Below are 25,088 nucleotides of genomic sequence, written 5' to 3'. Positions count from 1 at the left end.
TGGTGACTATATCTTTACAATAATATATCAGTACTTACATACCTAATATCATCAGGTTTAAGCTAAAATTTCGTGAACTGCAGCCTTTATTTTCTCATCCTTGGCATTTGCATCAAAGTACTCAAGGAAATGCTCTCCAGAAAGCGCTCCCTTCACAAGATCTCTGTCAAGGTTTTTAAGGATAGCTACAACATCCTGGTTGTATGTAACCTTCTTGACTTCATCAAGGATTTTCTTATTTCTCTGCTCTGGTACTACTCTCTCTCTTGGATAGCCCTGTCCTGACTCCTCTGAGAAGAGCTTCTCAAAAGTATACTCAAGATTAAGCTCTGCGCCCCATCCTGACTTAAGAGCAAAATTCATAGAAATAGCGTTACCATCATTGATCTGAGCAAATGTATAAGCATCAAGCGGATCTGTTACATGTCCGCAGATAACTCCTGGGAAGCTGTTGCAGGCAAGCATTGCACCCTCACCTGTTCCGCAACCTGTGATAACGTAATCTACTGCGCCTGAGTTAAGAAGAACGCATGCAAGAATACCGTTCTGAACGTATGTAAGCTGAGCCTTGTCATCAGCTGAATACATTCCATAGTTAAATACTTCAAAGCCGTGCTTGTCAGCAACCTTTTTAAGAGCACCATAGATCATCTCGTTCTTGGCAGCCTGGCTATTTTCATTGATCAAAGCAATTTTCATTGTGATTTCCTCCTTGGCATAATGTCGGTAATATATCATTCTACACATTCACAAATCATTATAATTAACTCAGAAATAGTAAGTCTAGAGCTTAAACTAGCCTGTACTATTTTTTCAATATTTTTGTCAAATTTCGCACATTTTTCATCTGAAGATGAAAGCTAGTCCAGTACAGTTCCTGTTTCTCTGATAAAAAGCAAAAATCTAAGATAAAGTTATAAGTATCTCTCCCATTTCTTTTATGCCTTCAAAAACTGCATCAGGCTTAACATCAGAGGTTTCTATGTCTCTTAATGTAGCTTCTCCAGTAAGGACAAGAACTCCCTTTGCTCCATTTTTTACACCAGTCGCAACATCAGTGTACAGACGGTCTCCCACAAAGGTTATCTTTTCTTTTGCTACTCCTGTAAAAGACGCCACCATATCTACAGTTTCCTTAAAAGGTTTTCCTACATACTTAGGCTCTTTTCCTGTAGAAAGAGTCATGGCTGCGCACATTGCACCGCAATCAGGAATAAAGCCGCCCTTCATAGGACAGTTAATATCAAGATGGGTTGCCAGGAATAAGGCCCCTTTTCTGATATATGTGCAAGCATTTGTAAGTTTCTCATAGGTCAAGGTCTTATCAAAGCCAACGACCACAATATCCGGAATATTAGCTGTATCGCAGGGAACAAAGCCCTCTTTTTCTGATACTTCAGGTTTAAAGAGATTTATTCCTGCTTCCTCAAAGCTTTCTTGAAGGGCCGGTGTCCCAAGAAGATAAACGCTCTTGCCCTTGTAATTTGTATCAAGAAACCTTATCATAACATCCCCGGAAGTCATGATCTTGTCTCTATTTATGTGGCAGTTCATCCTCTTTAATTTTTCTATGTAAAGCGCAGGCGAAGTGGACGAATTATTGGTAAAAAATATAAAGTCCTTACCTGCATTTTTGACGCTTTCAAGAAAATCCAAAGCGCCATCTAGTATATCGTTGTCCAGATAAAAAGTTCCATCCATATCAAGGACAAATAATTCTGTTTCGTTTAATATTTTTTTCTTAGTAGCTAGTTCAAACATGTTACTTCCTTCGTATTTCAAATAAATTCATTTTTAATATGCTTGCCATATAAAAGGACTATATCACCGGCCTTTATAACTATATTTCCCTTAGGAACCAGAGCCTTACCTTTTCTCCGTATCATAAAGATATAGCTCTGCCTTGAAATATCCAGATCTTTAATTGCTACTCCATTCCAGGAATGGCCTTCATTTATAGTTATTTCCTTAAGATCAATAGGAGAAATATCCTTGATCTTCTCCGCGCACATTACCAGAATGTCGCCATTTTCAAGCACCGTCTGACCTCTTGGAATAATAGTCTCATTTCCTCTTTGTATTGCCACAATCATAATATCCTTGGGAATACCGATATCAACTATCTTTTTTCCTGTCCAGGAATCTTTTTGAGACAATCTGATCCTGATAAAATGAATGTTTTCTTCCTCAGCAAAGTCTCCAACAGTCTTTAGCTTCTGGTACTGTTCAACAAAGCCTGCACTGATGATACCAGTAGGAATAGCAACCATGCCAACACCCAAAAAGCTTATGATAATTCCCAGAATCTTACCCATTATAGTAACTGGATAGATATCACCATATCCTACAGTCAAAAGAGTTGACGCAGACCACCATATTCCAGAAAAAGCGTTCTGGAAAACATCTGGTTGTGCGTCGTGCTCAACACTGTACATGCAAAGGCTAGATGCCAGCATCAGAATAAAAATGATAAATACAGAGGCAAGAAGCTGCTGGCTCTTACTGACAATGATCTCTGTTATTACATTTAATTGGTCGTAATAGGAATTGATTCTGAATAGCCTTAGTATCCTTGCAATTCTAAAGAGTCTGAAAACAGTTGCTCCTCCTGGAAAAAATACTGGAAGATAATAAGGCAGAAATGATAAAAGATCAATGATACCAGCAAAGGACAAGGCATATCTGATTGAAGACTTGCCCGGTGATAGTTTAGGATACAGTTCATTGGCGCTAAATACTCGTAGCACATAATCAACTGCAAAGAAAAATGTTGTAACAGCTTCAATAGTAAGGAGGAGCCCTTTATAGTGCTCCTCCATGTAATCAAATGTTATTGCAAAAACTGCTGCAAGATTTAAAAGAAGGGCTATTATGCTGATCCAATCATAAAAACGGTTTATAGGCTCATCAATCACGCCGGTACTAACCATGTTAAATACCTTAGCTCTAAAACGATTGATTTTCGCTCTTAAACTGTTTCTATCAGCCATTTATTCCCCCTTTTTGCCACGCTTGCCAAAGCTCTCCATAACAAAATTGCTAACGTCTGAAAGGTAATCAAGGCTTCGCTTTTTGTTTTCAGCTTTCATGGCCTTTTTCTCAGATTTAGAAACATTCATGGTATCTGTATCTTTATTCTCTTTCTTGCCCTTTTTAGAGGTATCTTCCATATACCATGACTTTGTAGAACCTTCCCCTTTGATGTTAATGCGTCCTACATTTTCAAATCCGTCACTCTTTTTTTCTGACTTTCTCTCATATCTCTTGGACTCTGTACCAGCTGCGCCTGACTTGCCTGTAGTAGATGTAGTCTTATCTCTGTCAGCCTTTATGCTGGCAATAAGACTCTCATCAAGTCCTGTGCTCTTTGTAAATCCATCAGAGTCATTTAAAGGCTTTTGCTTCTTGCGTGGCTTTGGAAATTCCTCGCTACGCTCCTTCTTGTCAAAAGATTTGTTGTCTCTGCCACGGCCTTCCTTGTCATAGCGTTTTCCATCGCGGCTACGGCCTTCCTTGTCAGAGCGTCTGCCATCACGGCTGCGTCCATCCTTATCAGAGTGTCTTCCGTCGCGTTTTCTCTCGCCACGGCCATCTCTGTCAGAACGTCTTCCGTCGCGGCTTCTCTCGCCACGGCCTCTGCCACCACGACCATCACGGTCTCTCTCTCCGCGAGTCTTAAAGTCTCTACGGTTTCTATCACTCTTTTCAAAAAGAACTAAATCTTCAAGGTCAGCACCCATCTTAAGTTTCATAAATCCGGCTGCAAGCTGCTCTGCAGTATACTCGCCCTCTTCAATCTTCTGATTTACAAACTCAAGTGCCTGCGCTATATCACTATTCTCGATAATATCTATAACTTCTGCAAAAACCTTCTGAGACTTAACTCTTGTTATCTCTTTGGCCTTTGGAACATGACGCTCCTCAATCTTGGTATGGCAAACCTTCTCAATCTCGCGAAGCTTGTACATCTCTCTTCCGCCTACAAGAGTAAAGCTCATGCCGCTTCTGCCTGCTCTTCCTGTACGCCCGATCCTGTGTACATAATATTCGATATCTTCTGGGATATCGTAGTTAAATACAGCTTCTACGCCGCTTACATCAATTCCTCTTGCTGCCACATCAGTAGCGATCAGGATGTTGATCCTTCCGTTTCTAAAGAGATTCATTACAGTATCTCTCTGGTTCTGAGAAAGGTCTCCATGAAGTCCATCTGCAAGGTATCCCTTGCCCTTAAGGTTCTCAGCAAGCTGATCAACCATTTTCTTGGTATTGCAGAAAATAAGTGATCTTGAAGGATTGTAGAAATCCATAAGTCTTATAAGGACCTCTTCCTTCATCTTCTGAGGAACTCTGTAATATGCCTGCTCAATAGCTGCTACTGTGATCTCCTTGGGAGTCATCTTGATATATTCAGCATCGCTCTTCTGGTAGGTCTTAGTAATCTTTAAGATTGGTTCTGGCATTGTAGCAGAAAACAGTGCTGTCTGTCTCTCCTCGGGCATTCCCTGAAGGATTGTCTCAATATCCTCTCTAAAGCCCATATCAAGCATTTCATCTGCTTCATCAAGAACAAGAACCTTAACATCCTTCATCTTCATGGTATGTCTGCGCATATGGTCCATAACTCTTCCTGGAGTTCCAACCACAATCTGAACACCATTAGAAAGAGCTCTGATCTGTCTTGATATATCCTGGCCTCCATAAACAGGAAGAACCTTGATTCCAAACATATACTTGGCAAAATCTCTAATATCATCTGCAGCCTGCATTGCAAGCTCTCTTGTAGGACAAAGAACAACTGCCTGAAGGTGCTTGTTATTTGGATCCACCTGATGAAGAAGTGGAATACCAAAAGCAGCGGTCTTACCAGTTCCTGTCTGTGCCTGTCCTATAATATCCTTACCCTGTATCATTACAGGAATGGCTGCCTTCTGGATAGGAGACATATATTCAAATCCCATCTCTGAAACAGCTCTTATAATTCTCTCATCTAGTCCTGACTCGTCGTAACGAATCTTTCTCTCGTCGTTAACCTCGTTTTCTTTGATTATTTCTTTTTCTAAATCTTTACTCATATAACTCTCTAATTTCTACTACTACAATTGTTTCTTATACGCGATATACACCTTTCATAAATGCAATTATTCGTGCAAGCACGAAATTGCATTTACTCAGTCCTAATATCGTTACATGTCTCCGCTCATGACGTCCTTGTTTTTTACGATGTAATCAACAAGTGAGATTATTGTCAGAGCAAGGGCAATCCACATGATGATCTGTGTAAGAAGATCATAATAAGGAATAATATCTCCAAGACCTGCGATCATGAGAATAACCATGATCATTTGGAATGTGGTCTTAAATTTGCCCCAATAACTTGCTGCAATGACTCTTCCATTATCAGCAGCAACAAGTCTGAAGCCGCTTATAATGAACTCTCTTGCAATAATGATAACTACTATCCATGAAGGGATCTTACCTAGGTCTATAAGGCAGATCATGGCACTGCATACAAGCAGCTTATCTGCCAAAGGATCCATAAACTTACCAAAATCAGTAATAAGGTTGTATTTTCTGGCAATCTTGCCATCAGCCATATCTGTAAGGCTGGCAATTACGAAAATCGCTAGAGCAACCCACTTAAAGGTATCGTTTCCTGGAGATAACAATAAAAATGCCACGAAAAATGGAATCAAAATAACTCTAAGTACTGTCAGCTTGTTTGGTAAATTCATGTCTCTTCCTCCCCAATCAGATCATATTCATTTGAGCCTGTAATTCTAACCTTGATATAGTCCCCTGTTATCAGTTCTCTCTTTACACCAGTCACAAAGACATATCCATCGATATCAGGTGCATCCTTGTAGGTTCTGGCAACGTAAGAAAAGCCTTCATCATCATCTACATCAGTGATTCTGCCTTCAATTACAGCATCTACAACCTTGCCTACCATAGCCTTTGCATTGTCAAAAGCTATCTCCTGCTGAAGACGCATCAGTTTGTTGCGTCTGGTATTCTTGACCCTTTCTGATACCTGATCTGGCATTACAGCAGCCGGAGTATCCTCCTCCTGTGAATAAGTAAATACTCCAAGTCTGTCAAATCTAAGATCTCTTACAAGAGCCATTGTCTCGTTGTGATCTTCTGCTGTTTCTCCTGGGAATCCACTTATAAGAGTAGTTCTAAGACAAATGTCAGGAATTTCCTCTCTAAGGTGCTGCACAAGTGCTCTGATCTCAGCATTATTAGTGCGTCTTCCCATCTTCTTAAGGATTCTGTCAGAACCAGACTGAATAGGAATATCAAGGTAATGACACACCTTAGGTTCAGACTTGATAGCCTGAATTATCTCTTCTGTAATTTCCTCAGGGTAGCAATATAAAATCCTGATCCATCTAAAGCCTTCTATTTCACAGAGCTTGTGCAACAGCTCGGGAAGCTTCTTCTCTCCATAAAGATCAGTTCCATAAAGGGTAGTCTCCTGGGCAACAAGGAGCAGTTCTGTTACTCCTGCAGCTGCAAGATTCTTTGCGTCAGCAATAAGCTGTTCCATAGGAACACTTCTGTATGAGCCTCTTACCTTTGGGATAATACAATAAGAGCAGTGTTTATCACAGCCCTCAGCGATTTTCAGATAATTATATAGACCACCTGTTGTGATCACTCTCTTAAGACCCCCAACAGGCTTTTTATTAAGATCATCAAAATAATTCTTGTGAGAAAAGAGCTTATTTCTCTCTATTGTCTCATCTAACGCAGTTATTATCTTGTCAGTAGATGATATGCCAAGGATTTCGTCTACCTCAGGTATCTCCTTCTGGATTTCCTCCTGGTAGCGCTGTCCAAGGCAGCCTGTAACAATAAGAGCCTTTAACTGGCCAGATTTCCTGCGCTCAGAAAGCTCTAAAATAGTGTTGATGCTCTCTTCCTTGGCATCATTGATAAAGCAGCAAGTGTTGACCACTGCTGCTTCTGCTTCTTCTTCATCATCAGTAAAGCTGTAACCGTGGCTGGATAACATACCCAGCATTACCTCGGTATCAACTCTGTTCTTGTCACATCCAAGTGACACAAATAAAATTTTCATATATTACTCGTTCTCTGTAGCCTCAGCCTCATTATTCTCAGAAGCATTCATCTCTTCCTTCTCTTCATCTGTAAGAATACGAAGAGTATCCTGGTTCATCTCATCAACAGCAATTGAAAGAGGCTTCTGCTTGTCCTTAACCTTAACCATAGGCTCGTCACCAGCAATGATCTGTCTAGCTCTCTTAGCAGTAGCCATAACTACTGAATATCTGGAGCTAACAACAGGCTCTTCGCCTTCCTCTACGCCTTTGTTCATAACCTTCATAAGATCAACATAAGATGGGTGTATCATATAAAATCCTTTCCTGCGTCTTACGCACATAACATACCGTATAAAATATAGTAAAGCACAATAATATCCATGCTAAAACTAACACATTATAACACAATACAAAAATATTAAAACAAGTATTTAAAAATTTCAGAGATTTCCAAGTTCCTCTCTCATCTCTGCAATAAATTCCTTGTTCCTGTCAGGAGTATTGTGTGCTGATGATATTATACCATGAACTTCCTCAACAGCGTCCTCTAGTTTATCATTAATTACTATATAATCATAGTTTTCGATTCCCACAGACTCTTCAACTGCTCTGTTAAGTCTCTGTCTGATGACTTCCTCTGTCTCTGTTCCTCTGCCGCGAAGTCTCTTCTCAAGCTCCTTGGCAGAAGGTGGCATAACAAAGAGTAATACTGCATCCGGGTACTGCTTCTTGATCTGAAGTGCTCCCTGAATTTCTATTTCAAGTATAACATCAATTCCTGCATTAAGCTTATCTTCTACAAACTTTCTAGGAGTACCATAATAGTGGTTCACATATCCCGCATGCTCGATAAGTCCGTTCTCTTTTATAAGCTTCTCGAACTCTTCATTACTTACAAAGAAATACTCTCTTCCGTTTTCTTCGCCTGGTCTTGGATTTCTGGTTGTTGCTGATATTGAAAGCGCATATTGATCATACTTGGCAATAAGTGCCTTCATGATAGTACCTTTTCCAGCTCCGGAAAAGCCGGAAACAACTATAATAATACCTTTTCGTTTCATTTTTACTTCTCTCACTCAATTTATTTGTGATATACGTGTGTCTCCACTTTGGTACTCAATATCACTCTATATTTTGTATCTGTTCTCTTACCTTCTCAATATCAGTCTTAAGCGCAATGCCCCTATCTGAAATCTTAAGGTCAGTAGACTTGGACAAAATAGTATTGGCCTCTCTGTTCATCTCCTGTGCAAGGAAATCAAGCTTTCTACCTATACCATCCTTGTCATCACCCTTTATAAGTGCTTCCTTCGTAGCCTTAATATGGCTACGAAGTCTTGTAAGTTCCTCATCTACGCAAACCTTATCTGCATAAATAGTAACTTCCATAGCCAGGCGATTCTCATCAACCTGCTTGTCCTCTAAAAGATCTGCAATCTTCTCGCGAAGCTTTGCCTTGTACTCAGTAATGATCTCTGGTGAACGCTCTGTAATATATTCTACGTTCTCAAGCATTCCATCAAGTTTCTCGGTAAGATCCCTTGAAAGGAACTCGCCCTCTTTGACTCTTGATTCAAGGAACTGCTGGCCAGCGCCATTTATAGCCTTCTTAAGTCCATTCCAAACCTCGTCTTCGTCAAGTTCTTCCTCTTCCATTGTGAAAACCTCTGGAAATCTTGAAAGAACTGAAATTCTGACATCATTATCAAGGCCAAAATCTGAAGCCATCTCATTAAGATAGTTGTAATACTCCTGAGCAATTGCCTTGTTATATTTTACCTTGGAATCTGATTCGGAAAAATCCTCATAGCTGATGAAAACGTCAACCTTACCACGTTTCATATATGCCTTAAGTTCTGAGCGGATAGCCGCTTCAAAGGCATTGAATTTCTTTGGCATCTTAATGCCAAGATCAAGATATCTGTTATTAACAGACTTAAGTTCTACTGTATACTTGCGCTGTCCTTCTGTAACTTCGCATCTGCCGAAGCCAGTCATACTACAAACCATAATGCGCCCCCGTGAAAAATTAGTAAATTGTCATTTATTATCGCTAAAAATGCTAAAAATGAGCAATTCCAATATTCATCATAACGCAAATTCAAGGTCAATGTCAATAAAGCCCCATTTGATGCGACTTTTCGACATCGACCTTGCATAATCTATGACTGTATGTATAAAAAAGTTTAAAGTGTTGCCATAAATAGAAGTATACAGAACAGTACAACAACTACTGCACGTACTAAGAGGCCAACAATAGCACCCTTCTTGCACTTCTTATAATTTCTGATATAGTTCTTCTTTCTGAATACAAATGCAGCAAGAAGACCAAGTATAGGAAGGAAGAATGAAAGAATTGTAAGCCATACATTTCCTGTATCATGAACAGGTGCGCTGAGGATCTCGCTGGACTCAACTTCCTCGTCGCCCATGAACTCAGTGTTCTTGGCTCTCTGCTTCTTAGCTTCCTCTGGATCAATAGTAACAGCCTGAATAGGCTTGTTCTCATCACGAAGCTTCTTGTATTCCTCTATTTCCTTCTTGTTACCATATACGAAATGGTTATGTCCGATATTTACAAGTTCAGGCTTATCCTCTGAATAATCATGAACTGAAGGATCATAAGTAAACAGAACCTTGTTCTTCTCAAGTCTTGGATCTGGGATAGGAACCGCAGATATAAGAGACTTGGTATATGGATGAAGAGGATACTGGAAGAGTTCTTCTGTCTCAGCTACCTCAACGATATTACCCTTGTAGATAACACCGATACGATCTGAAATAAATCTTACGATTGAAAGGTCATGCGCAATGAAGAGATATGATACTCCTCTCTCCTTCTGGAACTTCTTAAGAAGGTTCAGAACCTGAGCTCTGATTGATACATCAAGAGCTGAAATAGGCTCATCTGCAACTACAAGTTCTGGTTCCATAACCATTGCTCTTGCAAGACCGATACGCTGTCTCTGTCCACCAGAGAACTCATGAGGGTAACGAGTAAGATGCTCAGGAAGAAGTCCAACCTCTTCAATCATCTTCTCAACCTTCTGTACTCTGTCTGCCTCATTCTCATACAGATGGAAGTTATATAGACCTTCTGAAATAATATAATCTACAGTAGCTCTCTCATTAAGAGAAGCAGCAGGATCCTGGAATACCATCTGGATATTTCTAATAACTTCTCTATCAAGAGACTTGGAAATATTACCAGAAATTCTCTCGCCCTTATACTGAATCTCACCAGCAGAAACAGGGTTAACTCTGATAACTGCACGACCAATTGTAGTCTTACCGGAACCAGACTCACCTACAAGTGAGAATGTCTCGCCCTTATAAATATCAAAGCTTGCATCCTTAACAGCCTTGAATGCACTGTCTCCCTTTCCGAATGTGATATCGATATTCTTCACAGAAAGGAGTATTTCTTTGCCTGTTTCTGGATCTATTGGACCATGTTCAGGAAATGAATTATTAGGCATTTTCAGAAACCTCCGTTACATTGTAAATCTTTAAAAACTTCTCATGAATATTCCGGATAATTTCCGGCTTTTCAATCTTAGGTGCCCTTGGATCAAGAAGCCATGTCTTAGCATAATGTGTATCACTTACCTTGAACATAGGTGGCTGTTCAATTGTATCAATCTTAAGGCAATATGGATTACGTGGAGCAAAAGCATCTCCAATAATCTTGTTGTAAAGTGATGGTGGTGTACCATTAATTGAGTAAAGCTCTGTATCTCTCTGAGCAAGCTGTGGAAGTGATGACAAAAGCGCCCATGTATAAGGGTGTCTTGAATCATAGAATACATCTTCTACAGTTCCAAGCTCTACTATCTGTCCGCCATAGAGTACTGCAACTCTGTCAGCAATATTGGCAACAACACCAAGGTCATGTGTAATGAATACGATTGTGTAACCGTATTCCTTCTGAAGATCCTTAAGAAGCTGAAGTATCTGAGCCTGAATAGTAACATCAAGAGCTGTTGTAGGCTCGTCGCAGATAAGAATCTTAGGCTGACATGAAAGAGCAATAGCTATAACGATACGCTGTCTCATACCACCTGAATACTGGAATGGATAATCATCAAAACGCTTCTCAGCATTAGGAATACCAACCTTCTTCATGATCTCTATAGCACGAACTCTAGCCTCAACCTCAGAGCAGTTCTGGTGCTTCATGATGATTGAAGTGATCTGCTTACCAATAGTGATGATAGGGTTAAGTGATGTCATAGGATCCTGGAATACTGTGGCAATCTTCTTACCACGAGTCTGTCCCCAGTCCTCTGGATCAGTAACTCTTGCAAGGTTGATGTGAATTCTGCCTGTAAGCTTTGTCTCTGCTTCATCAACAAGCTGACAATACATAACATTGTCAAAGAGCTTGATCTTAACTTCCTCATCTGCAATATTCTCGCCCATCTTAAGAGCTTTCTTGAAATCAGCAAGAAGTCTTGAAACATACTTTCTTCTCTTAGTATAGCCAAATCTACCAACTGAAAGATAGATTTCCTTGGCAATAACTGAATTACGAGCTACCTGCTCCTTGGTAACAGCCTTGGCAATCTCATTCTTGTACTGATCCTTGAGAGCTTGAAGCTTTCTGTTGTAATCTGCAAGGTAAGCTGCATTAGCTGCAACATCTGCCTTGTGCTGAGCGATAAGATTCTCTCTTTCTCTTAAGATAGCCTTGATCTCATCCTCGTAGCCCTTTATCTTCTTCTCAGACTCTTTGATCTTATCCTTTTCTTTCTTAGGGTCAAAGGTCTGCTTTAAGTTAAATTCCTCTGTCTTCTTGAACTTAACGTCTGCGATTCTCTTGTTGAACTCCTGATCCTTCTCATCTGAAAGAGTCTCTTTAGCTCTCTTTTCTGATTCAAGATCAAGGATCTTCTTGTAAGTGTCTGCGCCAAATTCAAGTGGTGAATAAGCATTAAGCTTGTCTGTGATAGAGTTAAGCTCTCTCTTACCAGCTGCGTTAAGAGTAACAATAGTATTGGAAAGCTCCTCATCGTTGAAAATGATATCACCATTGCTGATAAATCCGTTAGAATCAAGCATTCCAGCGAAAGTCTTAGTAAATACTGACTTACCAGATCCTGACTCACCTACGATAGCAATGGATTCATTCTCGTAAATATCAAGTGAAATACCGCGAATAGCTGTAAGAATACGGCCTCTTACACGGAATTTTACTTCCAAATCTTTAACTGATAATAATACTTTCTTATCTTCCATTTTCCCGTTTTCCTTACATATGTGTTCTAGGGTCTGATGCATCGCCCAAATTCTGTCCTGTTACATAAAGAGCAACTGTGATGATTGAAGCAATTACTACAGGGCTCCAGAACTCAAACTGCCAGCCAGGAGTTACCATAGCACTCTCTGCTTCATAGATAAGTCTACCAAGAGACATATCTGACATACCCATACCGATATAAGCAAGGAATACCTCATATGAAATGTATGAAGGAATCTCAACTGCAAGAAGTGTAACAATAACTGATGTCATAAATGGCAAAATATTCTTGGTTGCGATTCTTGTAATAGGTGTTCCAAGGCATCTGCTGGCAAGGTTATATTCTCTATCTCTGATAATGATAACCTGTGTTCTGATGAAGTAAGCAATAAACAGCCAACCAGTAATAGTAAGTGCAAATACCATTGACCAGAAGCTTGGTGAAAGGATAAGTACAAGTACTGAAATAAGAAGGATCTGAGGAACGTTACCAACGATGTTGTAAACCTCCATCATAAACATATCGATCTTCTTACTGAATCCCCAAATAGCACCAACCAAAACACCAATCGTCATATTGATGGCAGCGCAGATAAATGCCAGGGAAATTGATATTCTTGAACCTGTCCAGATAGCATCAAATGTTGACTGTCCTGAAGCTCCAGAACCAAGTATCCAGTGAATATTGTATCCAAACTTCTTCATAGCTGCGCCAGGCATAAGATGCTTGGCTGTAGAATCCAGAAGATTTCCGAACCTGTCGTAGCTTATAAGTGATGGATAAATATATGCAAACAAAATAATAAATGCAAGCAGTGAAAGAATAACTATATTTACTTTTTTCTTGAAGAACACTCTAAATACTGATCTCCAGTATGAATATCTTGGAGCTGTGATCTTCTCTGACTCAAGACTGTTGTGGTCTACGCGAGCAAAAAGCTCTTCATCTGTCATTCCCTCTACTGTAAAAAGAGAATCTTTATTTTCCATTGTCATTGTCTCCGTTCTACTTAATATATTACCTAGCTTTTCCTGTGTAGCTGATTCGTGGATCAACTATAGAAATAAGTACGTCACCAGCAATGATGCTTACTACTGAAAGAATTGCGTAGAAAAGTGTTACACCAACGATAACACCATTATCATACTGGTTAATAGCAACTGTAAGCAGGTTACCTGCACCAGGTACTACATAAACACGCTCTGTAATAATAGCTCCAACAATAGATCCCAGGATACCAGCAGGTACGCCGTGGATGATCGGAATAGCTGCATTCTTGAGAATGTGCTTTCTAAATATCTCGCTCTCTGTAAGACCACCAGATCTTGCAAACTTGACATAATCTGAATTCATCTGGTCGATCATGTATCTACGAAGCCATTTCATTGTATCAGCTATAGGCTTAAGTGCCAGAGATACAATAGGAAGTACATATACCATCTTGCTGGTAGCTTGAATATCAAATGTAGTAGGGAAGCCAAGCTTACCACCGATAGCCTTAAACAGGAAGATATAAGCAAGTGAAGGAACAGCTACAATAAATACTATGTAAAGTGTTCCAATCTTGTCTATAAGCTTATCCTTGTGTCTTGCCATTGCAATTCCAAGCGGAATACCAATAAGGTACATAAGAAGAACTGCAATAATACCAATAGAGAATGAATATCCAATCTTGGACTTACCATTCTTGAAAGTATTAACACTTGTGTAGTCATCTGTGAATCTGTCTGAGTTAACCTTGTTGGTCTCTCTAGAACCATAAGAGAATACAGCAGTATGAAGATCATCAGCTGATTCCTCTGTAAGTCCTGTAGGGAATGTAGTTGTCTGCATTACATATGAACCCTGTTTCTTGGTCATTGTATCAAATACATCAATACCCTGATTGACTGCATAAGACTTACCAAGATTAAGTGTAAAGAGGTTCTGATGTACAAATGGGAACTGCTTATCTACATATAACAGGTATTTGTGATATGTACCGTTACCCATAATAGCTGGAGCAAATGTATTGCCACCATAAACCGGATCATGGAGAGTAAATGTGATCTTCCTCTCTCCGATATCTATATTTTCATCAACATAGTGAATATTATCAACATTAAAAAGGCTTGTAATATATGTGATCAGTCTGTGCGTGATAGGATAATCCTTGGACGCAAAGAGCTGTTGTGCTCCACCGTTAGCATATTTCTTGGGTGATACCATAATGGCGTTACATCTTACTACAGTGTAACCGTTGGCATCGCAATATTCCTGGAACTTCTGAACATACTCTGCTGTAAGTTCACTGTCGTTCTCAGGCTTCTTACCAATTGAGGCAGCCTTAACTCTGGTCTCCTCATCAAGTTCTCCCTGTTCCTGGAGCATGATCAAATAATCCTGATATGTAAGGAGGTCAAGATATCCGTACTCCTCCCACTTTCTGTACATGTAGGCAGTCTTCTCGTTATTGCCATAGTTCTTAAAGACATTATCCTGAGCAAAGATCAGGTTTCTGTCCAGCATGGTATAGATCATTATCATTACAATAGTAACAACAACGAATGATGAAACAAGTCCATGCAATAGTCTTTTCAATACATACTTAGTCATAGCTTTTTCCCTTTGCGGTAGATATTATTGTATAGCTGTATCTTGTGGTTTATGAAAATTTAATAAATACACAGCCACAACATTATACAACATAATGGAGAAAGTGGGAAGACGAATTTCCCACTTTCTCCAATTTTATTTGCAATATCCTATTACAAATCAAATCAGAATTGAGTACTAATTAGAATACTCCAAGGCTCTTAACCATGTATCCTGCATAGTCAGGAAGCATTGTGTCAAGATATGTCTGAGGATCACCATAGTCAGGACCCCATCCGGAAACATCCATCATATCAGCGTTCATCTCATATCCGTACTCTGGATAGTATCCAGCGTATAACCAGTCATCCTGAGATTCGCACTTAACAAGGTTGATAACAACCTGTCCGTCAAGTGATGATTCTACAGACTGCTTAAGAGCATTAGCTCTGTTTGTGTAAACCTCTGATCCTGAGAAATAAGGAAGGTCGATCTGGATTGGGTTCTCCTTGGAGATTTCAACGCCCTGAGTTGCAAGCTGCTCAACAGCCTTTGCAAGCTCTGCCTTAGCATATGTAGTATTGTACCATCCGTCATATCCATCAGATGAACCAACGCCATCGTTCGCAGCAGCGTCCCAAGCTTTAACTTCAACGCCATCAGCGTCAAGCTGAGCCTGTACAATCTCACCATAGTTTGTTCCAGCAGCAAATGTTGTAGCTGTTCCATTGATATCAACTGTAACTTCCTCAGGAAGTGTTACAAATGTACCAGGTGTGTAAGAGTTTCTAAGGTTGTTAAGCTTAAGGTCTTCGCCCTGTGACTGAGCGTTGTATGAAGCTCTGTCAAGAGATGTTACAAGTGCAAGTCTGAAGTCCTTGTTCTGCATAGCAACAAATGTTCTCTGTGCATCCCATACAGTCTTCTCAGACTTTGTGACTGTAGCGTCATTAAAGTTTGCGAATCCCTTACGGTTTGTATTGATGAATCCACAAAATGTTGTAGCTTCTGTATCAGTAACAATTGCATATTTGTCAAAGTTACCGTCAGCCTTAGCTGTCTCAAGTGTTGATGTATTAAGACCAACAGATGTAAGTGTTCCAGCAAGACAGTCATTGTATGCCTTTGTTACATCTGTACCATCCTCAAATACCCAGTTAAGAGTCTTAATGTTCTGGTTGTCCTTGTTCCAGTATGAAGGGTTAGCCTTCATAACGATTGAGTTGCCTTCTGTGTAACTTGTTACAAGGAATGGTCCGCAGTAAGCGATGTGGTCTGGATCTGTACCATAGTTACCTGATCCTGTTCCCTGACCAAACTGTCCGCCCTGTCCTTCATAGTATGATCTTGAAAGAGGAGCAAATACACCGTAGCTAAGCATAGTAAGGAAGTAAGGAGTATCCTGAGTAAGTGTATACTCAAGTGTGTAATCATCAACTGCCTTAACACCTACTGTAGAGAAGTCTGTTGACTCGCCATTGATATACTCGTTAGCACCTGCGATAACACCCTGTACAAGGTACTCAAGACCGCCCATAGCATCCATCATGTGCTGCATACCAGCTACGAAATCGTCGGCTGTAAGATCTGCAACTTCTCTTCCCTGTGAATCAACCCACTTAACACCTTCACGGATGTGGAATGTGTATGTAAGTCCATCATCAGAAACTTCATAGCTCTCTGCAAGAGCAGGCTGCTGAACATTCTCAGCATCATACTCCATAAGGCCATCATAGAGGTTTACAAGCTTCTCAGAATCAGCTGATCTTGATGTTGCAAGAACATCCCATGTCTTAGCATCAGATGTGTTTGGATAGTTGAAAGTATCTGTTAATGTGTAGCCCTTCTCTTCAAGATACTTCTTAGCCTCTTCCTGGTATGTGCCAGTTCCCTTAAGCTCTTCAAGTTTTTCCTTAAGTGCTACATAATCCTCTTTAGCGATGAAATCAGTAACAGCGATTACGTTGTGCATACGATATTCATCATTTCCCCAAAGAGTAGTTGTAACAGAACCAGGAATATGTCTTCTAACAGCATAGTTACCACCACGAGTTGAAAGTGGAATAAATACACCAGATCCAAGGAGCTTACCTTCAGCTAAAGCCATAAGAGCGTAACGCTCAGAGATATTATCTGTCTCGAGTGACTTCTGATACTCTTCGTTGAACTCTCCAAGAATTCTGTTGTAAACAGTTGTTGACTCTTCCTGGTAGCCATCAACGTTCCAAAGCTCTGAGTATGCATCACATGCAAGACGTGTGTCCTCTTCTACTCCTACAAGTGTTGGTAAATCTGAATCTGCCTCAGCTGTCTCTGCAGGAGCCTCTGTAGCTTCTGTTGCAGCTGTGTCTGTAGATTCGCTTGTCTGCGCAGCAGGTGTGTCTGTCGCAGGAGCCTGTCCCTGAGTACATCCAGCTAAAAGAGAAGCTGACATAGATGTAGCAGCAAGTAAGGCGATTACTCTGTTGTACTTCTTCATAATTTTCCTCCATTCGTAATAAGAAAATATATAAAAATAGCTACTTGTATCGTGAAGATCCAAATAGCACTTTTTATCAAAAGATTATGTTCCCCACTTAGAAATATTCGTAAAAACGTCTTTGTTTTTACCCATTTTCAAACTTGTATACAATTATACTACCTAGCTTAAAATAAATCAATATAAGATTCGGTATTAAACTATAACGATTACTTATAGCTTCTGATCGCTTTTCGTTAAGTTAAAGTTTAACAGTTTAAAGTGATGTGTTGTTACAATAATAAACCATATTGATTAATTTTGCTACACTTTTTTTACAAAATTTTTATTTTTGTAATATCGTTATTGATTCTGGTCAAGTTTATAGACAAAATTACATTAATTTCACTTTGAATTTTTTTCGAAGATAAGCTTATTTAAGGCCAAAAAATAACAGCCTCCGGATTGCATCCAAAGGCTGTCGTAAACACAAATATGAAGTTGAAAGTAAAAGCCAATGCCTACTATATTATAGTGCAATAGCAATTAGCATACTAAATACATCAGATGATCAGAAAAATTATAAGCAGCTTGCGTATGCAGCTTCTGCTCCCTCTGTATGGATTTTCTTGAGGTCTGCAATTACAGCATCTGTAAGACCGGAAATCTTGTTAAGATCCTGATCCCACATCTTCTCATTAGAAAGAACTGTCTTAACAAGGTCCTCTTCTGAATCATTTCTGTGATCATAGAAGAACTCAAGAGCCCATCTGTCATCACTTACAGTATAAGTATTGCCTGCAGGTCTCTTACATACAAGGCCAGCATCTGTAAGCTCCTGTACATCGCTTGAATAGAATGCGATGTAAGCAGCAAGTGACATTGTAAGGCATACAGGAAGTTTGCCGTTCTTGTCAATGTACTGAAGGAATGATGGCATATTTCTAGCCTTCCACTTACTTGTTGAGTTAAGTGAAATAGACATAAGCTCGTGATTTACAAAAGGATTATTGAAACGATCCTTAACTGCTGCAGCAAACTCATTGAGATCGTTCTCATCAAGGTGATCTACAAGAGTAGGAATAACCTCCTCGCTAAGCATCTTATTCATAAAGCCTGCAACATTATCATTGTGCATGCAATCACGAACAATATCAAATCCAGCAAGATAAGCGCCAAGAACAAAGCCTGTGTGTGCACCATTAAGGATACGAACCTTGCGGTGCTTGTAAGGCATAACATCAGGAACAACATGAACATTAACTCCAGCCTTCTTGAATGGAAGTCTGTCCTCAAGTCCCTCTGGTCCCTCAATGATCCATACACCAAAGATTTCGCCAACATCAATAAGCTCATCATGATAGCCATTAATCTTCTCAAGCTCTTCCACTTCCTTAGGATCACGAATTCTACCAGGAACAATTCTGTCTACAAGAGTTGAGCAGAAAATATTCTCCTCGTTAACCCAAGTCTTGAAGCCTTCCTCAAGCTTCCACTGGTCAATGTACTGGTTGACACATTTAAGGAGCTCTTTACCATTGTTGTCAATAAGTTCGCAGGAAAGAACTACTATGCCCTTCTTGCCTGCCTTGTATCTTGCAAAAAGAACCTGTGTAAGCTTGCCAGGGAAGCTTGCAGCTGGAACATCTTCAAAGTTACAAGCTGGATCATAGTTAATACCAGCTTCTGTTGTATTAGAAGCAATGATGTCAAGCTCATCAGAAACAGCTATTTCCATCATCTTGTCATAATCTGCCTTGTTGTAAGGATTAAGACAGCAGTCTACAGCAGAGATAACACGCTTTGCATCAACCTTCTGTCCATTCTCGCTTCCACGAAGATACAAAGTATAGAGACCTTCCTGCTTGTTAATAAGCTCTGTAAGTCCCATCTCGATAGGCTGTACAAGAGCTACCTTGCCGTTAAAGCCAGCCTTCTCATTACTAATATCAAAAAAGTAGTCAACAAACGCACGCATAAAGTTGCCTTCACCAAACTGAAGAACTCTTACAGGTGCCTCCTTGCATACATAACCCTCATAGCCAGACTTAGCTAATACATCATAGTTTAATAAATCCATCATCAAAATCCTCCTAAAATGTAAGCGCTTTCAAATCGCTTCAAAACGAATTTTTACTAATAATGTTATATCATATTTATGTAAGCGTTTACAATAGTAATTTTTGATTTTATTTAATTTTGATGATAGTCCATTTTTCTTATCAGTGCCCTGCTTATCTTGCCATTTGTTGTCCTAGGAAGCTCCTCCACAAAACATATTTTTCTGGGATATTTGTAAAGAGCAACCCTCTCTCTTACAAAATCCTGAATTTCATTTGATAGCTGCTGACTAGGTTCATATTCTTTATTAAGGATAATACTGGCCTTTACCAGAGTCCCTCTGTTTTTGGAAGGAAATCCAGTGACTGCGCATTCAAAAACTGCTGGATGCAGCATTATCACATCTTCTACTTCCGAGGGGCCTATGCGGTAGCCACTGGATTTTATAACATCATCATTTCTTCCAAGAAAAAAGATATTTCCATCTTTATCTTTTATAGCCCTGTCCCTGGTGTGGTATATTCCTTCATCCCATATTTCCTGATAAAGTGCCTCATCTCCAAGATATCCCTTAAAGATTCCAAGTGGCTTTTGGGACTTATCTTTAGGGAAAATCACTATTTCTCCTTCGCTCCCATCAGGGACCTCTTTTCCAGCCTCACCTACAAGCCTTATATCGTATAGAGGACTGGCAATGCCTATAGATCCTGAAATCTGCTCTCTGCCTACTGGCGTACATATCTGAAGGGCTGTCTCTGTCTGTCCAAAGCCTTCCCTTATTACAAGTCCAGTCTTTTCTGTAAATTTCTGTGATACTTCTATGGGCATTGGTTCTCCCGCTGTTGTAACCTGCTTAAGAGAAGACAGGTCATACTTACTAAAATCCTCAAGAACCAGATATTTATAGATAGTTGGCGGCGCACAAAAGGATGTTACCTTCTCCTCCTGTAAAAGCTCCAGGATATCCCAGGCATAGAACTGTTCATAGTCGTAGACCAAAACCGCAGTTCCAACAAGCCACTGTCCATAGAGCTTTCCCCAGGCAGACTTGGCCCATCCTGAGTCTGCAACAGTAAGATGAACACCCTTATCAGTAGCACCATGCCAGTTTTTAGCTGTATAAATATGTGAAAGTGGGTAAGAATAGTCGTGGATCACGGCCTTTGGAGCACCATTGGTGCCAGAAGTAAAGTAATAGAGCATATGGTCATCTACTGTTGTTTCTACCCTTAAAAGTTTATCAGAGGCTTTTTCCAAAAGCTTATCAAACATAAGAGCTGAGCTATACTCATCTCCAACTACAATCTGCGCTATCTTTTCTTTATCTTTTGCCTTCCCTTCTGCATTTTTGATTGCATCACTTACCTTGTGGCAGATTTCATCTGAATTAACGCATATAACAGCCTTAGTCCCGGATAAGGAAAGTCTCTCTGCTATATCATTAGCTGAAACCATGTGAGATGTAGGAATAGCCACGGCTCCCAGCTTGTGAAGAGCAAGTATGCAAATCCAGAACTCGAAGCGTCTTTTTAATAGAAGCATCACGCTATCTTTTTTACCGATTCCAAGATCCATAAGCATGTTTGCTGCCTTATCTGATAGTCTCTTTAGTTCGGCAAAAGAAAATTTTCTTACCTTTCCATCTGTACTCTTATGTATAAGGGCTATTTTTCCAGGTTCTTCCAAGGCATATCTGTCAACTACGTCGTAAGCAAAGTTGAAATTCCTGCCATAGGAAAAGCTTATGTCACTTATGTTACCATTACTATCCAAAATCTCTTTATAAAACTCGGTATATAATCCCGCCATTTTTTCTTTACCAAATCCCTGCAAAAGGCTATTAAGGATTCCTTTCTAATATCCTATTGTTCTAAATTTCTCATATCGTAGATCAAGAAGTTCCTTGGAGGACTTTTTAGAAAGCCCAACTATTTCCTTATAGATTTCTTCCAAAAGATACTCCGGATCCAAATTTTTTATGATCTTATCAATTATCCCCAGGCTATAAAGCTTTTGAGCTGTAAGTCCCAGGGCTCTGGCAGCCACATCTGCCTTATCAGTAGTCTTCCATAAAATATTAGAGCAGCTCTCTGGAGACACCACGCTAAAATAGGCGTCATCTATCATCCATATTTTGTCTCCATGAGAAAGAGCAAGAGCACCTCCGCTTCCGCCTTCACCTATAACTATTGATAAAATCGGAGTCTTAAGATCAGACATTTCATATAAGTTTTCAGCAATTGCCCGCCCCTGGCCATGCTCCTCAGATTCCGCATCACAAAATGCGCCAGCCGTATCAACAAAGCAGATAACAGGCCTTTTAAATTTCTCTGCCTGTTTCATAAGGCGCAGAGCTTTTCTGTAGCCTTCAGGCCTTGCGCTTCCAAAATTATGTTTGATCCTGCCCCCTGTGTCTTTTCCTTTCTCAATACCGATCACGGTTACAGGGATATCTTTTAAAAATGCTATTCCTCCGATCACAGCCTTGTCGTCACCAAATAATCTGTCACCGGAAAGTTCCACAAAATCAGTAAATATTCCCTCTATATAATCTATGGAAGTCCTGCGGCCTATGCCTCTGGCGTTTCTAACAATTTCTATATCAGTCATGTTTTCTCTTTATTCCTTGTGATAATAAAGTACTAAACTCTACTTGTATCCGTGGAGTTTTAGAAGTCTTTCCAGTATTTCTTTTTGCTCATGTCTTTCAACAATAAGGTCAATAAAGCCGCACTCTTTAACTCTCTCAGCCTTTTGAAAGCCCTCAGGAAGAGATGTCTTTAAAGTTTTCTCAACAACTCTGGGCCCCGCAAAGCCAACCCTGGCGCCAGGCTCTGAAAGAGTTATGTCACCAAGCATTGCAAAGCTTGCATCAACACCGCCTGTTGTAGGATTGGTCAAAAGAACTATGTATAAGAGTCCTCTGTTACTATGCCTCTTTACTGCAGCTGAAACCTTGGACATCTGCATAAGGGATATCATTCCCTCCTGCATCCTGGCTCCTCCTGATACGGTCACTCCTATAACAGGAAGGTTATTCTTAGTTGCATATTCAAAGAGTCTTGTTATCTTTTCACCAACTACTGCTCCCATAGAGCCCATCATAAAATTGCCATCCATGGCAAAAATGCAGGTCCTAATTCCTCCAATCAGAGCTTCTCCGCAGATAACGCCCTCTTTTTCTCTGCTCTTTTCCCTGGCAGCTTTTAGCTTTTCGTCATATTCAGGAAAATCTAGTATATTCCTTGATTCTAAGTCGCCATCAAATTCCACAAAGCTCCTTTTATCAGTAAGCATAAGTATTCTGCGTCTTGCTCTTACTGGAAAATAGTATCCGCACGAAGGGCAGACAAAATTATTTTTCCTGATCTTAGAAACGCTTGAGAGCGTCTGACATTTCTTGCAGGTGATCCTTCTACTTCTAGTTCTTATATTTTCACTTTCAAGCTCATTGTTTGCTTTTAAAAAAAGCTTTTTTAAATCCATTTTACAAAACCTTCTGACATATGGATGTGTCGTAATTTCCAATGATAAATCTGTTATTATCCATAAACTTCATATGCATTTCTCTGTTGTTATCAACTCCCACAAGTACAAACTCAGACAGGGCGCTCTTCATCTTCCTGATGGCACCATCCCTTGTAGATGCGCAGACTATAAGCTTACCCAGCATTGAATCATAAAAGGGCGGAACCTTGTAATCTGTATAAAGAGCTGAATCAAACCTTACTCCTACTCCCCCTGGAACATGGAGCATCTTAACTGTCCCTGTTGATGGCTTAAAGTCCTTGGAGCTTTCAGCGCAGATTCTGCATTCTATGGCGTGATTCCCAGAATAAACATCACTTTGTTCAAAGCTAATATCCATTCCTGCAGCAGTTCTAATCTGCCATTCCACAATATCAATTCCTGAAACCATCTCTGTTACAGAATGCTCAACCTGAAGCCTTGTATTCATCTCCATGAAGTAAAACAAATCTCCTTTTACCAGAAATTCGATTGTTCCCACTGTGACATAGCCAACCTTCTTTGTGAGTCTTGTTGAAGCCTCATACATTTCTTTTCTGAGCTTGTCTGATAAAACAGGTGCAGGGCACTCTTCTATGAGCTTTTGGTTCTTTCTCTGTACTGAGCAGTCGCGGTCTCCTAAAATAACTACCTTGCCCTTTTTATCAGCAAGAATCTGCACTTCAACATGCTTCACATTTTCAAGGTATTTTTCCATGAATATGGCATCATCAGCAAAAGAGCTGGCTGCTTCTTTTTTTACAAGTTCAAAGGCGTTATCTAGTTCTTCCGGGGTTCTTACTATGCGGATTCCCTTTCCTCCGCCGCCAGATCTCGCCTTTAAGATAACAGGGTAACCAATCTTCCCAGCTTCTTCATGGGCCATCTGGGCATTATCAAGGATATCGCTTCCCGGAGTAACAGGAACTCCAGCACTTATAGCAATTGCTCTTGCCATCTCTTTTTGTCCCATTTGCTCCATAACTTCGGAAGATGGGCCTATAAGAGTAAGGCCATTGTCGGCGCATTTTCTTGCAAATTCGGGATTTTCAGAGAGCATTCCGTATCCTGGATGTATTGCCTTTGAATGTGTCTCCAAAGCCACCGTAAGAATAGCATCCATATTAAGATAGCTGTCCTTTAAGCGGACTCCTCCGATGCAGTAGCTCTCATCTGCCATATTCACATGCAGGGCATCTCTGTCAGCCTCTGAAAACACAGCAACTGTCTTTATACCCATTTCCTTGCAGGCTCTAATTACTCTGACTGCAACTTCACCACGATTTGCAATTAGGATCTTGTCAAACACCTTAGTTTTCCTCCGATATTATCGCAAAAGAAAAATCGCCGCTCATACATTTTTTGCCATCCACGGACACTACGCCCTTTAGGGCATACAGAGGATGGCTTTTCCTTACAAGACTTACATCAATCTTTATCTGATCTCCAGGGTGGATCATGCCTCTAAATCTGACCTTATCAAGGCCTGTATAGACTGGTAGTGTCCCTGCCTTCATTTCTTCTTCAAACAAAGCACAGGCTGACTGAGCCATCATCTCGCACTGTATGACACCTGGAACTATTGGATTATTGGGGAAATGTCCCTGTAAAAAGAACTCATCTCCCCTTACCTTGTAATAGCCAGTTGCACTTCCATCTTCATTAAGGACCACCTCATCTAATAGAAGCATTGGCTCTCTGTGAGGCAGGATTTTTTTTATCTCTTCTCTATTCATGCTATTTCAAAAAGAACCTGATCATACTCAACCAGGTCTCCCTCCTTGGCTCCAATCTTTGATATAACGCCATCTACAGGCGCCTTAACTTCATTCATCATCTTCATAGCCTCGATACTGCACAGAACATCGCCTTTCTTGACAGCATCGCCTTCTGTAAATGTTCTGCCATTTACCTCTCCGTAAAAGACTCCAAGAAGGGGTGATTTTACTTTTGATTTGCTAGCTGCCTCATCCAAATCCTCAGTTTTGTCCTCTTTATCAGCTGCGCTCTTTTCTACGCAGGAGGCGGCATTTTCCCTGACAGAGACGACAGATGTGGCCACAGGCTTATTCCTTGACATGCTTATCTTAAGGCCCTCTGCCTCAACGCACAGTTCAGTTAAATCCAGCTCTTTAAAGACTTCAACATACTCCTTTAAAAAACTCATAATGAATGCAC

The 25,088-nt window shown here is 40.2% G+C and carries 21 protein-coding genes; all 21 read right to left on the bottom strand.

From position 1 onward, the window contains the following. Positions 1-57 precede the first annotated feature (57 nt). Positions 58-699 carry an RpiB/LacA/LacB family sugar-phosphate isomerase gene (locus G631_RS0112940; RefSeq protein WP_026489817.1) on the bottom strand — a complete coding sequence of 214 codons (642 nt, stop codon included), beginning with the start codon at positions 697-699 and terminating at the stop codon, positions 58-60. Between the two features lie 204 nt (positions 700-903). Further along, a complete protein-coding gene (locus G631_RS0112935) occupies positions 904-1,761 on the bottom strand; it encodes an HAD-IIA family hydrolase (RefSeq protein WP_026489816.1) in 858 nt (285 codons plus the stop codon). A gap of 17 nt (positions 1,762-1,778) precedes the next feature. Then, positions 1,779-2,990, bottom strand: a complete 1,212-nt coding sequence (locus tag G631_RS21590) for an ion transporter (RefSeq protein ID WP_026489815.1) — start codon at positions 2,988-2,990, stop codon at positions 1,779-1,781. After that, complete coding sequence (locus G631_RS20340; protein WP_081671353.1) at positions 2,991-5,075, bottom strand: DEAD/DEAH box helicase; 2,085 nt, start codon at positions 5,073-5,075, stop codon at positions 2,991-2,993. It lies immediately after the preceding gene. 111 nt (positions 5,076-5,186) lie between these two features. Continuing rightward, entirely contained in the window at positions 5,187-5,735 is a 549-nt protein-coding gene (gene pgsA, locus G631_RS0112920) for a CDP-diacylglycerol--glycerol-3-phosphate 3-phosphatidyltransferase (protein ID WP_026489814.1), read from the bottom strand. Then, on the bottom strand, positions 5,732-7,087 hold the full coding sequence (rimO, locus tag G631_RS0112915) for a 30S ribosomal protein S12 methylthiotransferase RimO (RefSeq protein ID WP_026489813.1): 1,356 nt from the start codon (positions 7,085-7,087) through the stop codon (positions 5,732-5,734). Before rimO ends, pgsA begins: the two co-directional genes overlap by 4 nt. A gap of 3 nt (positions 7,088-7,090) precedes the next feature. After that, positions 7,091-7,381 (bottom strand): DNA-directed RNA polymerase subunit omega, encoded by a 291-nt coding sequence (gene rpoZ, locus G631_RS19175; protein WP_035789815.1) that lies wholly within the window; start codon positions 7,379-7,381, stop codon positions 7,091-7,093. A 129-nt stretch (positions 7,382-7,510) separates the two neighbouring features. Beyond that, a complete protein-coding gene (gene gmk, locus G631_RS0112905) occupies positions 7,511-8,131 on the bottom strand; it encodes a guanylate kinase (RefSeq protein WP_026489812.1) in 621 nt (206 codons plus the stop codon). 61 nt (positions 8,132-8,192) lie between these two features. Beyond that, positions 8,193-9,080, bottom strand: coding sequence for a YicC/YloC family endoribonuclease (locus G631_RS0112900; protein WP_026489811.1), 888 nt, complete (start codon positions 9,078-9,080; stop codon positions 8,193-8,195). 176 nt (positions 9,081-9,256) lie between these two features. Further along, entirely contained in the window at positions 9,257-10,549 is a 1,293-nt protein-coding gene (locus G631_RS19170; protein WP_026489810.1) for an ATP-binding cassette domain-containing protein, read from the bottom strand. Next, complete coding sequence (locus tag G631_RS0112890) at positions 10,542-12,308, bottom strand: oligopeptide/dipeptide ABC transporter ATP-binding protein (protein WP_026489809.1); 1,767 nt, start codon at positions 12,306-12,308, stop codon at positions 10,542-10,544. Before G631_RS0112890 ends, G631_RS19170 begins: the two co-directional genes overlap by 8 nt. A gap of 13 nt (positions 12,309-12,321) precedes the next feature. Then, complete coding sequence (locus G631_RS0112885) at positions 12,322-13,299, bottom strand: ABC transporter permease (protein ID WP_051197230.1); 978 nt, start codon at positions 13,297-13,299, stop codon at positions 12,322-12,324. A 28-nt stretch (positions 13,300-13,327) separates the two neighbouring features. After that, entirely contained in the window at positions 13,328-14,905 is a 1,578-nt protein-coding gene (locus G631_RS0112880) for an ABC transporter permease (protein ID WP_026489807.1), read from the bottom strand. Positions 14,906-15,086: 181 nt separating this feature from the next. Beyond that, positions 15,087-17,363 (bottom strand): ABC transporter substrate-binding protein, encoded by a 2,277-nt coding sequence (locus G631_RS0112875; protein ID WP_026489806.1) that lies wholly within the window; start codon positions 17,361-17,363, stop codon positions 15,087-15,089. Positions 17,364-17,922: 559 nt separating this feature from the next. Continuing rightward, entirely contained in the window at positions 17,923-19,422 is a 1,500-nt protein-coding gene (locus G631_RS0112870) for a tagaturonate reductase (protein WP_026489805.1), read from the bottom strand. Positions 19,423-19,535: 113 nt separating this feature from the next. Beyond that, the gene (locus G631_RS0112865) at positions 19,536-21,212 is read right to left on the bottom strand and encodes an AMP-binding protein (RefSeq protein ID WP_026489804.1); all 1,677 of its coding nucleotides are present in this window, start codon (positions 21,210-21,212) and stop codon (positions 19,536-19,538) included. Positions 21,213-21,257: 45 nt separating this feature from the next. After that, entirely contained in the window at positions 21,258-22,013 is a 756-nt protein-coding gene (gene accA, locus G631_RS0112860) for a carboxyltransferase subunit alpha (RefSeq protein WP_026489803.1), read from the bottom strand. Positions 22,014-22,052: 39 nt separating this feature from the next. Beyond that, entirely contained in the window at positions 22,053-22,889 is an 837-nt protein-coding gene (locus G631_RS0112855) for an acetyl-CoA carboxylase carboxyltransferase subunit beta (protein ID WP_026489802.1), read from the bottom strand. Position 22,890: 1 nt separating this feature from the next. Next, positions 22,891-24,219, bottom strand: a complete 1,329-nt coding sequence (locus tag G631_RS0112850) for an acetyl-CoA carboxylase biotin carboxylase subunit (protein WP_026489801.1) — start codon at positions 24,217-24,219, stop codon at positions 22,891-22,893. 1 nt (position 24,220) lies between these two features. Continuing rightward, the gene (gene fabZ, locus G631_RS0112845; protein ID WP_026489800.1) at positions 24,221-24,646 is read right to left on the bottom strand and encodes a 3-hydroxyacyl-ACP dehydratase FabZ; all 426 of its coding nucleotides are present in this window, start codon (positions 24,644-24,646) and stop codon (positions 24,221-24,223) included. Beyond that, positions 24,643-25,077, bottom strand: coding sequence for an acetyl-CoA carboxylase biotin carboxyl carrier protein (locus G631_RS0112840; RefSeq protein WP_035789814.1), 435 nt, complete (start codon positions 25,075-25,077; stop codon positions 24,643-24,645). Before G631_RS0112840 ends, fabZ begins: the two co-directional genes overlap by 4 nt. Between the last annotated feature and the right edge of the window lie 11 nt (positions 25,078-25,088).

This window comes from Butyrivibrio sp. XBB1001 (assembly GCF_000424505.1).
GTDB lineage: Bacteria > Bacillota > Clostridia > Lachnospirales > Lachnospiraceae > Butyrivibrio.
Note: the sequence above shows the minus strand (reverse complement) of the source record. Positions and strands in the feature narration are given on the sequence as shown.